General features: G+C 32.0%; 15 protein-coding genes, 1 tRNA gene and 1 pseudogene. 12 read left to right on the top strand and 5 right to left on the bottom strand.

Going from position 1 to position 12,560, the window contains the following annotated elements; genetic code table 11:
- Positions 1–17: 17 nt before the first annotated feature.
- Positions 18–91 (top strand) — tRNA-Pro (locus tag HA152_RS06350).
- A 168-nt stretch (positions 92–259) separates the two neighbouring features.
- Here the strand turns inward: HA152_RS06350 and HA152_RS06345 are convergent.
- Entirely contained in the window at positions 260–451 is a 192-nt protein-coding gene (locus HA152_RS06345; protein WP_209134718.1) for a hypothetical protein, read from the bottom strand.
- A gap of 85 nt (positions 452–536) precedes the next feature.
- A complete protein-coding gene (locus tag HA152_RS06340; RefSeq protein WP_209134716.1) occupies positions 537–1,313 on the bottom strand; it encodes an outer membrane protein in 777 nt (258 codons plus the stop codon).
- A 548-nt stretch (positions 1,314–1,861) separates the two neighbouring features.
- Here HA152_RS06340 and HA152_RS06335 point away from each other — a divergent pair.
- From HA152_RS06335 to HA152_RS10065, 8 genes are all read left to right on the top strand, one after another.
- The gene (locus tag HA152_RS06335; protein ID WP_209134714.1) at positions 1,862–2,236 is read left to right on the top strand and encodes a hypothetical protein; all 375 of its coding nucleotides are present in this window, start codon (positions 1,862–1,864) and stop codon (positions 2,234–2,236) included.
- 10 nt (positions 2,237–2,246) lie between these two features.
- Complete coding sequence (locus HA152_RS06330; RefSeq protein ID WP_209134712.1) at positions 2,247–2,663, top strand: hypothetical protein; 417 nt, start codon at positions 2,247–2,249, stop codon at positions 2,661–2,663.
- Between the two features lie 492 nt (positions 2,664–3,155).
- On the top strand, positions 3,156–3,971 hold the full coding sequence (locus HA152_RS06325; RefSeq protein ID WP_209134710.1) for a restriction endonuclease: 816 nt from the start codon (positions 3,156–3,158) through the stop codon (positions 3,969–3,971).
- Positions 3,972–4,004: 33 nt separating this feature from the next.
- Positions 4,005–4,307: a hypothetical protein gene (locus tag HA152_RS06320; protein ID WP_209134708.1), complete on the top strand. Its 303-nt coding sequence runs from the start codon at positions 4,005–4,007 to the stop codon at positions 4,305–4,307.
- Positions 4,308–4,309: 2 nt separating this feature from the next.
- Positions 4,310–4,594 (top strand): hypothetical protein, encoded by a 285-nt coding sequence (locus HA152_RS06315; RefSeq protein WP_209134706.1) that lies wholly within the window; start codon positions 4,310–4,312, stop codon positions 4,592–4,594.
- 60 nt (positions 4,595–4,654) lie between these two features.
- Positions 4,655–4,852: a hypothetical protein gene (locus HA152_RS06310; RefSeq protein ID WP_209134704.1), complete on the top strand. Its 198-nt coding sequence runs from the start codon at positions 4,655–4,657 to the stop codon at positions 4,850–4,852.
- A 71-nt stretch (positions 4,853–4,923) separates the two neighbouring features.
- Complete coding sequence (locus HA152_RS10070; RefSeq protein ID WP_280634301.1) at positions 4,924–5,046, top strand: hypothetical protein; 123 nt, start codon at positions 4,924–4,926, stop codon at positions 5,044–5,046.
- Positions 5,047–5,178 carry a hypothetical protein gene (locus tag HA152_RS10065; RefSeq protein ID WP_280634300.1) on the top strand — a complete coding sequence of 44 codons (132 nt, stop codon included), beginning with the start codon at positions 5,047–5,049 and terminating at the stop codon, positions 5,176–5,178. It begins immediately after the preceding gene.
- Positions 5,179–5,367: 189 nt separating this feature from the next.
- Here HA152_RS10065 and HA152_RS06305 read toward each other — a convergent pair.
- Positions 5,368–5,579: pseudogene (locus HA152_RS06305) on the bottom strand (DUF1651 domain-containing protein).
- Between the two features lie 719 nt (positions 5,580–6,298).
- Between HA152_RS06305 and HA152_RS06295 the strand changes: the two are divergent.
- Both HA152_RS06295 and HA152_RS06290 read left to right on the top strand, forming a co-directional pair.
- Entirely contained in the window at positions 6,299–7,288 is a 990-nt protein-coding gene (locus HA152_RS06295; RefSeq protein WP_209134702.1) for a polysaccharide deacetylase family protein, read from the top strand.
- A complete protein-coding gene (locus HA152_RS06290; protein WP_209134699.1) occupies positions 7,285–8,103 on the top strand; it encodes a hypothetical protein in 819 nt (272 codons plus the stop codon). The genes HA152_RS06295 and HA152_RS06290 overlap by 4 nt, the downstream gene beginning before the upstream one ends.
- A 434-nt stretch (positions 8,104–8,537) precedes the next feature.
- Here HA152_RS06290 and HA152_RS06285 read toward each other — a convergent pair whose 3' ends face one another.
- The gene (locus tag HA152_RS06285; protein WP_209134697.1) at positions 8,538–9,194 is read right to left on the bottom strand and encodes a VTC domain-containing protein; all 657 of its coding nucleotides are present in this window, start codon (positions 9,192–9,194) and stop codon (positions 8,538–8,540) included.
- Positions 9,178–11,553, bottom strand: a complete 2,376-nt coding sequence (locus HA152_RS06280) for a hypothetical protein (protein ID WP_209134695.1) — start codon at positions 11,551–11,553, stop codon at positions 9,178–9,180. The genes HA152_RS06285 and HA152_RS06280 overlap by 17 nt, the downstream gene beginning before the upstream one ends.
- A 113-nt stretch (positions 11,554–11,666) precedes the next feature.
- Here HA152_RS06280 and HA152_RS06275 point away from each other — a divergent pair, with 113 nt between their 5' ends.
- Positions 11,667–12,095 carry a hypothetical protein gene (locus HA152_RS06275; RefSeq protein WP_209134693.1) on the top strand — a complete coding sequence of 143 codons (429 nt, stop codon included), beginning with the start codon at positions 11,667–11,669 and terminating at the stop codon, positions 12,093–12,095.
- The last annotated feature ends 465 nt before the right edge of the window (positions 12,096–12,560 follow it).

Raw genomic sequence — 12,560 nt, 5'->3', positions numbered from 1 at the left:
ATTAGAATGATGTTTAGCGGGGCGTGGCGCAGCTTGGTAGCGCGGGTGCTTTGGGAGCACTAGGTCGCAGGTTCGAATCCTGTCGCCCCGACTCTTAAAAACCAAGTCATACTAGCGAGTCTCCCAACTCGCTTTTTTATTGCTTACTGTCTTAACTTGAGAAAGGAGCGCTAAAAGGAGCGCTAGGGTTATGTACTTTGTATATACTTATGCCCTGATTCCTTAAATTCTTGATAGACAGTAGCTTCAGATATAAGAGTTAGCAACCTTTACCACTATAAAAATATCCACTGTTTTTCTTAAATAAACAAACAATATGGATTGGATCATTTACAGTGCCTAGCTGTCTTCCATAATTTGCTTTGGTAATAATCGGGAAGCTAAAAATAGAAGTTGCTAATAAAGCAATAGATGCTGGAGTTGCCAACCTGATTAATGTTTCTTTGTCCATAGTGGTTTAGTGATCTAATTATTTTTAGCAAAAACTTCTAAAAATTAACATCTTATCGCAGTTCAAGTAGTAAGCGTTTCATTTCTTAAAAAATAAAACGTGTTCCCAGGCGAAAACCAAATGAAGAAATATCGGTTACATCAAAATCTACACTCGAAACATTTGTATTAACTGATGTTATATCGTTATATGCTTTGTAAGATATTTCACCGAATAGCACAGCTTTTTCAGTTATCTCGTAACTAGTCCCAGCTTTTACTTGATAGGTAAAAGTATCTTTGTCATTTAGATTATATTCAACACTATTAACAGTTATATTATTTGAATTAATATTTGTTGTACCGAGACCTGCTCCTATGTAAGGAGTCCATTTTGAATCATTGCTGAAGTCGCGATAAACGGTTGCGATAATAGAGCTTGCATCACCTTCTCCTTGTCCTCCAGTAGCACAAGTAGCGGATGTTTTTGTCTCTGTACAACTTTTCAAGTCATGTTGTTCTTCGGAATAGGTAAGATCTGTCCGCCATTTTCCAAAGTCATATCCAATGCCCAAGTCGTAGGAAAGACCATCATTTTCTAAATTTGCTTTACCACCATAATCAGTACCCCTAGCTGTTGCGCCCCATGTGGGAGCATTCAGCGAGTCTGTCCCTATAGAAACGGTCCCATAGAAGCCTGTTTTCTCTTCAGCTTGAATTGGAGATAAGAATACCCCCCCAGTTAAAGTTGTCAAAAGAAGAATATTAGAAAAAATATTCTTTTTCATAAGTTTTAAAATAAAATAAGGATTAGGAATTTCTTTACTAGAAATGTCTTTACTAATTAGTGCTGCTTCAAAAGCGTCTTCATAATTACTCAACATTTTTGAATCTATATTTAATTTCCAATTACTTTAATTCGAATTTCCAAAAAATCTATCAAATCCCCGACCTTCTTAACAGAGGGAACTAGGTCGTAGAAGGGGGAGCTAGAGGGGGAGCTAGAGGGGGAGCTAGCATCTATAAACATCTTGTATGATCTTCGAAGATATTGCAATATGCTGTCTCAAACTCGTTCCACCATCTATAATTAGTCTAGGCTATAACTAAAGTCTCAAGGTTTTCTTAAAAATAACGCCCAGTGCTTTGGGAGCACTAGGTCGCAGGTTCGAATCCTGTCGCCCCGACTGGCTTTTCAGCGATTGCCTAATTTGACTTAGGGAAAAATTAGGGAAAATGACCTCCTTTTTAGGGGGTTTTCTTATGGTTTTTCCCTAGACTTTATAGAATTTTCTTAATTTTTTTGGGAATAAGTCTACCTTATATGAATATATAGATTTAGTTGATATACCTTTTTTGCAAATGGCTATTAAGTATTTAGTTAATAATTGACAGTCGATCTAAAATAAGGGGCAATTAGCTCCATTTTTTCATGCCATACGATAGAAATGGGAAATATTATCGACAGCCTGTATACAACAAAAACTTCATCTCAGATAGGACTAAAAAATCTGATTCTGAGGTTGGTATTGATAATAAAAATATTTCCCCAGAATTAGGCAAATCGCCTTTGAGCATTCTAGCTAATATCATAATTGCTATGTTATCAGGTGTATTGATCGTGATTATTTTGAATTTAATTACATCTACATCTACACCGAAAATCAGAAAAAGAAATTATGACAAAGCACCCTCTGTAGAAAAGACCTTAGACAATATGCTTCAATATCAAAAAAAGAAAGATGCTTTACGGAGAACGGAGCAAATCATTGATAATTTTATATTTAAACAAATGAACAGTTGGTAATAATTTTCAAATGAAACACTTACTACTCCCACTACTAGCTGCACTTGCTTTACCTACTGCTGTTAATGCTGAAAGAAATTTCCCTGAAGAGATTTTTCCTGAAGAGATTTATTTGGCTTGCAAATCATCATCACAACTTTATCCATATCTTGAAGTTGCTATAAAACCCAAGAAGGGTCAAGCAATCGTATACGGGATAGATTCATATGAACAGAGATTATCTCAGTCTTCTGGTAGTTTTAATATTGTTGGCTATGAACTTGGTACAGGTAATAGATATTCTTTGAATATCAATAGGTTTAATGGTTTATTTAGATTAAGTTTATACAATTCTGCCACTAGTGATATGAGACAAAATGATTATGAATTTCGAAAAAATGGAAGAGGGAAATGCAAAAAAGTTTCACTAGAAGAAAGAGCTTTTTAAATGAAATGCTTGATACTTGCACCATTTTTATTAGTTATTGCCATCCTTAAAGCCATATTGAGCACTAGGTCAACTTTAGGGAAAATTTAGGGAAAAATCCATTAAGTATTAGAAAATCTCATAAGGTCTTAGAAGAAAAAAGGGCTTATTAATTGAGTTATAGCTTCAAATCGTAGTTATAAGGGGTTTGATCATAGTGATTTGGGAGCACTAGGTCGCAGGTTCGAATCCTGTCGCCCCGACCATTTAAAACCAAGCCATACTAGCGATTTACCCAGACTCACTTTTTTATGGGATAAATCTGTCCATAAGCAAAATGGACAAATAATGGACAGTTGTTTGTTTCTACTTAGAATCTAGAATAGTTTCCACTTCATTTAGGATTGTGGTTTATATCCCCAAATGGCATGAATATATGAAACCTCTCTTAGAGGTTTTAAAAGAAAACGGAGAAATGTATAGGCATGATGCTATTGATGCTGTTGTAAAAAAATGAACCTTACTCAAGAACAATTAGCAGAAAAGCAACTAAGTGATGGGAGGAGTATTGCTAAAGGTAGAGTAGGTTGGGCTTCCTCTTATTTGAGAGTAGCTGGAGCTTTGATTGGACCACGCCGTAGCTATTTTGCTTTAGGACCTAATGCAGAAAAATTATTAAGTCTAAATAGGCCGCTTAAAGAAAGTGACCTATTAGTTTTTAAAGAGTACCAAGATCATCAAGAAAGAAAGATAATTAATAGAGGGAAAAATAATGATGTGGAAGTTGATCAAAGCAACGATGATACACCTCAAGATTTAATTGACAGAGGAATCAAAAGAATAAGAGAGCAGCTTATTGATGAACTTTTAGAACAAATAAAAAATATTAGTCCTTCAGCCTTTGAGAATTTAATTTTGCAAGTTCTTGCAAAGATGGGCTATGGAGGTGGCGACGAGAAAAGAATAAAAGGTGTACCAAGGGGTCCTGATGGAGGAATTGATGGAACGATTGATGAAGATAAACTAGGATTAGATCAGATCTACATCCAAGCGAAGAGATATTCTGAGAATACTGTTGGGCGGCCAAAAATACAGGGTTTTTTGGGAGCCATGACTGGAGGGGGATGCAAAAAAGGAGTTTTCGTAACTAGCAGTACATTTACGAGCGATGCAAAAAAATTTGCGGAAAATTTAAGTGATGTTCGTTTAGTTCTTATTGATGGTGTTGATTTAGCAAAATTAATGATTGAATATTGCGTTGGAGTACAAGTTAAAGAAACGATAAAAGTAGTAAAAATTGATCAAGATTTTTTTAGTGGAGAGGAATAATTTTTTTGCTTAATAAGTAAAGTCTAAACTTTAATGAAAAAACAAACTCCTCCAGATATTGATGACACCTGGTACTTTCGAGGCCAAATGATGAAGAATGTTATGAAATTGTATGAGGGAGAATATAGGTGGCATAAGATTCAAAACTGTCCTAGATGCAAACTTAAAAAAGGTATAAAACCATGCCTCTGGGGATACCCTGATGCTGAAGTTGCTCAGTCTGGTAAATATGCAATTATGGGCTGTTCTTTAGAAATGCCTTCAGCTAAATGGGCTTGTGTAAGGTGTAATTATAAAATTTATTATCCACCTGATTGCTTAGAGAGGGATTGGTAATTATGAATTGCAATCCAATACCAGAAAGAGATGATTGGTTCATTACTAATAGGAAACCAACTATTTGCCCAAGATGCAAAACGAAAGAAGTTAGAAAAGCTGTTTTAGGTATGCCACTAGAAGAGGATTTTTTTCGTGACGATATATTTGTAATTGGCTGTATTCCAGATTTTCCTATTAATAGAACTTGGGGTTGTAGGCAATGTGACGCTGCATTTTTTAAAGACACTCCAAGAAATAGGGCGGCTCTTGGTGGTTTAACTCCACGTCAATGGCCTAAAGACTAGCTTTTTCCTTATTTTTTCGTAAGTATGCGTATATAGGCTTTCATATAGGGGTTGGCGATTATGAAAATTCCAATCGAAATGATGAAAGAAATTAGAAAAAGTGGGTACGATAAAAAGCTTGTATATAACTACATAAGAGAGCTATTAGACAGCGATAAAGAAATTAAAGAAAATAACAATCTAGAGCTTTTAGACGCTTACTTATTAGATAAAAGATTTATGCGAGAGCTTGAAGATGAAGAATATGATGCTGCTTAATTAGATAAAGTACCTATTTTTTCCTATTTATTTAAAGGTTATTCTTTTGAGCAAATAACAGGATTAAAACAATGATGAAACTTGCAATCATTTTTTTACCAATTTTATTTGCAGTTATTTGGGCTGCTTTTATAGGGTTAAGAATAAATAGAGTAGAAACTAGAGATGGAAAGAGAAAATTAGTTAATTATTAATTGAAAAGGTTACTACTCCCACTACAAGAGCTTTGGCAGAATCATCATGACCCAACTCATGCAGCTTATGGTATTGGTGGATTAATACTATTGTTCATAATTTATAACCGATTACTCAATAAATATCAGTAACAAGAAACCCCTCCAGAAATTCCAACTACTGAAAGGGTTATTAAATCGACTCGCAACTATATTGAATCAATTTATGTCTTGCAGCAAACGTAGAGTGTGCTGACGAGGTTTGGCCTCATTTAATTTATAGCAAAAATTTTAAAAATAACTTCTAAAAATAGAACTCTTCTTCCAACCTTCATCTAAAAGTTACTTATATTCTTTTCTAGCAGCCTCAATAGTTTCTACCCTGCTACCTTTCATAACTGGTTTACTACTTCTCTTATAGACGCAACCAAAACTAATCATCATCGCATCAATGCTTGGCAAAGGCTTGGAAACATTTTCAAATGGTTCAAAGACTTTAATTCTTGACCTATCTTATTTATTAAAGTGAACTTCTCCTTGTAAAAATTATAGATAAAAAAAGGGGTAAAGCTGCACCAAATTTTGAAAAAATGGACAAATTATGGACAAATATTGCTTTATTTAACCAGATAAATTACGCAACACCATGCAAGAAATAATTTATAGCTTAAAAACCTAGTGATGCTAATGGAGTATGCGGTGCTTTGGGAGCACTAGGTCGCAGGTTCGAATTCTGTCGCCCCGACTCAATCAAGTCATAAGCAGCCATCCCAAGGTTGCCTTTTTTATTTTTCATTTTTCTTAAAAACTCAAATAGCGATTAAATAGCGATTATTTGTATAGCTTTGATATACCTAGTAGGCTTAATCGCTAATTATCACTAGGTTTATTCCATACCTCCCGGGTTACTCGCCAACCCTGACTAATTAACTTTTTCCATTCATCCTTAGCCTTTTCAATCTTCAATTCTTCCCTCTTTAAATTGACTATTTATATTATTAATATTGATGCTCACATTCAGCAGTGCTATTTTCAATATTATTGAATTTTTCTTACTTACCCTACTTCTACAGAATTCCCACATTTGTATATTGATTCTCGTAATTTAAGATTTTCGCATTATATTGTTTTTATTTTATTAATTAATTAATTTGCCATTTCCAACCTCCCTGAGTTTTCATTTTTCTATGTTGTAAAATACCAAATAAATAGATTTTTCTGATAAATGAATTTAATCTGAAAGTTTTAAATCTATTATTAAGAATATAAAAATATGAGCATTTCTAGTTATACAAAAAAGGTTATTAAATTTGCAGGATTTAATATTTTATCTAATCCCCTGAGAATTAATAATAGACTTAAAAAAATTAAAGCAAAGAGATATTTAACTATTTTAAATCTGCATAGAGTTGACAATAATGATAAATCTGCATATCCACCCTTAAACCCAAAAATTTTTGAGAGCCTTATTCAATTTTTATTGAAAAATTACGAGTTTACAAGTTTTTTAGAATTAGAGAAAGATAAATTCGACAAAAAAAAATTACCTTCAAAACCAAAAGTAATTTTATCTTTTGATGATGGATATAAAGATTTTATAAATATTGCACATCCAATCTTATTGAAGTACGGGATTAGATCAAATCAAAATATAATTCCATCATGTATTGATAAACAAAGACCTCCTTTTAATGTAATTCTTCAGGATTTTCTAGGAAAAGCTAATATCGATGAACTTGAGGAATTGAAAATACCAAATTTCAAGTTCAACAAAAGCAATAATATTGTAAAAGAGGGTGCAAGATTATCATCATTTGTCAAAAATAATACGTTCCAAAAACAGCTTGAAATTGAGAAATATTGCTTGGATCGATTAGGAGATGACTTATATAAATATTCAACTGAAATGATGAATAAGTCTGATATCAAAGAAATAATGAAATTTCATGATATAGGTGTTCACTCATTTTTTCATTCAAACATGAGTTGTGAAACTGATGAATTTTTTAAAAATGATATTGATTTATGCTCTAAGTGGTTCGAACATAATTTTTGTGAAAAACCTTATATTTACGCTTTTCCAAATGCTTCATATAAGAAATCAAATTTAAAGATTGCGAAGGAAAAAGGATATACTCAAATCTTACTTGTAAATAACAATTTTTCTAATAATAATAATAGTGTTCATAATAGATTTGCATTTCATGCTTATTCTGAACAAGAAATGATTTATAGGTCTCTTGGTTTTTTAAGAAATATATGAAATTATTTTTATGTGATGCAAGATCTAATCAAAAGGCCTTAGCTCATAAAATTCATGCAAAATTTAAGATTGATGGAATCATAGTAGTAAATCAAAAAGTTAAAAAGTTAAAAAGAACAAACTTTAAATTAAGTTTAAAAAGGATTTCAAATTTTATTGGTTTTTTACTCACATTTGGTCAATTCAGAAAGGCTTGGTTTGGAATGTTGAGTTACTATGAAAAGAATTTTTCAGAATTTCCAATAAAACCTCTTATTGAGGTCCATGATATTAATCAAATAGAAGTTGAAAAAATAATTCTTACTTTTAAACCTGAATTAGTTTTAGTATCAGGAACAAATATACTACAACAAAAACTTTTGAATATTATTAATCAATATGGAGTCATCATGAATTTACATACTGGAATTTCTCCTTATATAAAAGGCGGACCTGATTGTACTTTTTGGTGCCTTTATCTAAAAGAATTTGATTTAATAGGAAACACAATTATGTGGATTGATTCTGGTATTGATTCTGGCAATATTATTTCTACTGAACAAACTAAATTGAATGGGGATGAAAGTCTTTTGGATTTAAAAATTAAAAATATGAATCATGGTCATTCTCTTTATTTAAGGGCAATTGAATTGTTCCTAAATAAAAAAATACTTCCAAATGTTTCTCAAAGTTTCTTTAAACCACAAAGACTATTTCTTTCTAAAAATTGGGGGTTGAAAGAACAATTTTTAGCTTATTACAATTTCTCAAGGTATTTCAATAAAAGATGTATTCAAAATACTTTACATAAGTTGGTTGATTTGAATAGTAGATAAGTTAACTAAATAATCTTGAGTTAGATTTAAAATGACTTAATATAAAAAAACTTGTTTATCATCTATCTAAAACCTTAATATTACTTAATTTCAAAAATATATCAAAAAATTTAGTTATAAAATATTCCTAAATATTTCAACATCCAAATATTTATTTTTTAAAAATCTATCAATAAACTTTTATTGAAATTATTAAAAAGCACTAGGTCGCAGGTTCGAATCCTTTCGCCCAGACTGGCTTTTCAGCGATTGCCTAATTTGACTTAGGGAAAAATTAGTAAAAATGACCTCCTTTTTAGGGGGTTATCTTATGGTTTTTTCCTAGACTTTATAGAATTTTCTTGAATTTTTAGGATATAAGCCTACCTTATATAGATCAGTTTTCGGTATTTAGAAAAATAAGTCTAAAGATACTTCCTAGTTAAAGACAGAAATTAGAAAATTGGACTATTAAATATAGATTTATGTCTTACGGTCATTAAATGAGAATCATCTAGATGCTCTATTGCTCTTTCATATTTTGAAAACCTAGAACATGGGAAGCAAAATTTATTTGCAATGGACTCAAGACTTGTATTGATAGAGGTTTTAATCTCCATAACATACTCTTCATCAACGATGCATTCAAAAGGATCTGCAGCCATCGAATATTTTATATCTCTATCTATCGTGACTCTTAGATTATCGCTTACAAAATATTCACGAGTGTAACTTATCAGAACAAGAGGGGAACAGAATCCATATTGTTGATCAAAAACTCCAAAATTTAAACAGTCTTTAACTTCGCGTAAATCGAAAACTTGTTGGAGCTTGGAACGACTTATGCCGCTACTAAACTTTTTCTCAAAACTAAAATGTCTATCGGTTTTAAAAGGATAAGGTGAATCATAACCACGGATACGAATCTTCCGACGTGGAGTGATTCCCTCTCTCGTGTCATGAAAGCAAGCAAGGTTAAAGTTGTCAAAATATATGGAGGAGACAATCCTTTCCGGATACAACATTTTAAAGTTATGATCCATTAACCAGCCAAGAAAAAATTTGTAATTACATGGTCTTAAATTAAATTTTTGCTCAATTCTTGGAATCATTGGATCTAAGCTCAGAATTCAACTGAACGTGAATGGGATAATTTCCACATTGCACTAATGGGAAATTCACTAATGAACCACCATATTCTTGTTTTTTTCTATAAATCTGAATGCATTTTTTTACATTAAAAATATTAGCATTATTTACAGTTGCTTTAGAAGAATCTTTGACAACTAAAGCAGCATCAGCCGCCTGAGTTGTCATTGATTCTATTTGGAGTGATGAATTCTCGCCAAGAGACACTGACTTATCTGAACAATACTTAGAATTTAAATTATATATTTTATATTCACCTGATGATAGATCAACGCAATCATTTCCAGCATTTAGGACTCTAACATTAGCTATAGATATCGTTGAAAAGTCAATATCGAGAGCGTCTTGGTAGCTATCTTGAATAAAAATTTGTTTAATATCACCACTAGACCTAACTATGTTAATACTATCTTCTAACATTCCACCTTTGAACGAAAACGACACATTTTTAAGCCTTGAATCTTGTATAACAAGTGCGCCAGTTTGCAATTCGCTATTGTATCTTATATTTGGAGGAGAGATTGATTTATTCTTTAGTGCAACTACATTTATTTCCCAATTTACCAGGTCACTGTTATTTATAATGACTTGGTCTTTAGCACTTTTTAAATAAACATTTATTGTTCTTTCATTCTTGTCGACATTTACATCCGGTGCACCGTAGATTCGCATAATAAAGTTCTCTTCAATAACTAGAGTTCTTTGATTTAAATTAATTTTTCTTACCTGAGAAGACTTATTTTCATTAAGATAAAAAGTGGGTAAATTATTTACTTTAGCTCCGGTTGTCATAAGTTTTACAAGCTTCTTGCTGTCAGGACTGTAAGTATTGCAAAGTAAAGCTGTATTGATTTCACAAAGAAAATATTCACCTAATGGATTTCCATAAAATGATTGAAAATTAAAGAGACCATTATTTGCAAACCTTTGTAAATTAACATCCTTTTTTTGTGTAAACTCGGGATTGGTATTATCACTATATTCTTTTAAATTAATTTCAACATAATCGAGATTTTTTAAAAGATATATTTTTAATCGGTCAGCATCAATTTCAGAAAAATTTAATCCAGAATTGACGGCTGTTAAAGAAAGTTTATACGAATCGATGTTTTTTATTTTTTTCTTGTAATCCTCAATGTTATAGTGCTTTGCATTATTTAAGATCCATGTTTTGGATCTTTTGATCATCGATAAACTATCAGCTGGATCAAGGCTATTGAATCTATTCAATAAATTCGAGTCTCCATCGTAGTATATTGGCCTTAATTTATCCTCAAAAGCATCATAATAAAATCTTTCATTATGATTAATAAGGCCATGAGTAGAATCAGTAATTATTGAAAGCATATTATAAAACGCAAATTCTTCAGTGCCGTTGTTATTTGCAAGCGCTTGCAAATTAAAGAAATTTTGATAAGTATGAACGTTATCAGCAGAACGATTAGAGGCATCAGAAAGAATGTTCAATGCTTGCACTGATATAGATTTATTTAAATCATTTTTTTTCAACCAATTACGATTGATTATTGAAGGAAAGATTAATGAAGAAAAATTTTGAGATGATTTAGACCTCAAATTCCACATTAGATCTTCATGAGTTTTAAGAAGAGCAGATTCTCTTAGAAGATTATGCTCTGCAAATTCCTTGACAAATTTTTCTTGCAATAACATTTTTACAACAGTTCCATTTATATCGACAGTTACATATCGAGTCCGAGGTGTAAGTATACCTAACTGATTAAATAATGAAACAGTCAAAATTTCATTATCACCATTTCTTGATTCAGGAAGGAGAAGTTTATACCTGATTATGCCATTTATGTTCCCAGTTTTCATTTTCACGTCTAAGGATGAAACGATAGGAATAGATGGGGATTTTGATGTATAGAGGAAATTTTGATTCTTCATTGATATATGATCTTTCAAGTCGCCAGAAAGCCGAACAGAGGCCTTGAATTTACATATGTTATTACCGTGCCTAAACGATATTAAAGAATTAAATCTTTTGCGGTATTTTGGATTTGTGATTTTAGATGGATCTATAAATGCTTTTAGTAAATTTTTTGCCCACCTTCTAGACTCAGGTATTGTTATTTTTATGTATTCAATCTTCTTTGGATTTGAAGTATAAGAGAGGCATGTATTTGGGATAGAGTCTTCCACAACAGGCAGATTATTAATTACATTACTATTTGAAGGATAAATTATACTTGTGTTATTATTTTCCTGTTCAGAAGGGGAAGAAAAGTTACCGGAATAATCACAGCCACCCAAAATAACACATAAGAACGTATAAAATACGAAACTCTTAGCTAAATGCATAAAGTTAAATTCTGGTTATTTTAGTTAAATTCTGATCGATATTTTTTGACGCTATAAGTTCGTTAGCATCAGAGATCGAATCTGTTGCGATTTTATAAGTATAAATATTATTCTTGGGATCGTTCAAAACAAACATCAGTCTTGGTTCAGATGCTAATTGTGGAATTGAAGAATTAGAAACAATTTCAACTAGAAATTTATCAGTGTATTCTTTGATATCTAAATTTGGAATAAAATTATTTTTACCCTTTCTCACCGAGGAGACCAAACAATATAGATATACTGAAAGCATTGATAAAAATGTCACAGAAATAGCATATTTTGGATTAACTGAAGATGCAATGCCTACAGTTACAAGTAAGAAAAAGATTGTTAATTCAAAAGATGTTTTTACTGGGTGCCTAAATCTTACAATTGAAAGGGCTCCTACCATCCCTAGAGAAAGTGCAATGTTCCCAGAAATTACAGTTGATATGATAGAAGAAACAAGAGGCAAAAGAGCACAGCTAAGCCTAAAACTAATATTTTTAGCCCAGCCCTGACCAGACATAGTTAATACAAAGTTGACAAATATTCCGAGAAGAAGAGGCAATATTAAGGAAAGAAAATAACTCATGAAATATAATAAAAAGTCCTAATAACTTGAGTAAGGTAGTGGAAATATTGTGTATTTAAAAAGACAAAAAGTCAATGAATATGTACATATAATTTTGTAATTTTGGAGCACTAGGTCGCAAGTTCGAATCTTGTCGCCCGTATCAGTTATAGCATTAAGTATCAGCTAATAATACAAAACACGCAAAAAAGGTTGCACCCAAAATGCACCCAAAATAAGGCTTATTAGTCCGAATTAGGCCACTCTTATTTCTCTAAAAGTCCAGATAGCAAGATAAGTCTCAGTTATAGCCTTATTCTTGCGGGTGCTTTGGGAGCACTAGGTCGCAGGTTCGAATCCTGTCGCCCCGATTGACTTCTCACGATTCTTAAATAGTCCTTGGGCGATCCCT

This window comes from Prochlorococcus marinus XMU1412 (assembly GCF_017696315.1).
Lineage (GTDB): Bacteria > Cyanobacteriota > Cyanobacteriia > PCC-6307 > Cyanobiaceae > Prochlorococcus_A > Prochlorococcus_A marinus_AF.
Note: the sequence above shows the minus strand (reverse complement) of the source record. Positions and strands in the feature narration are given on the sequence as shown.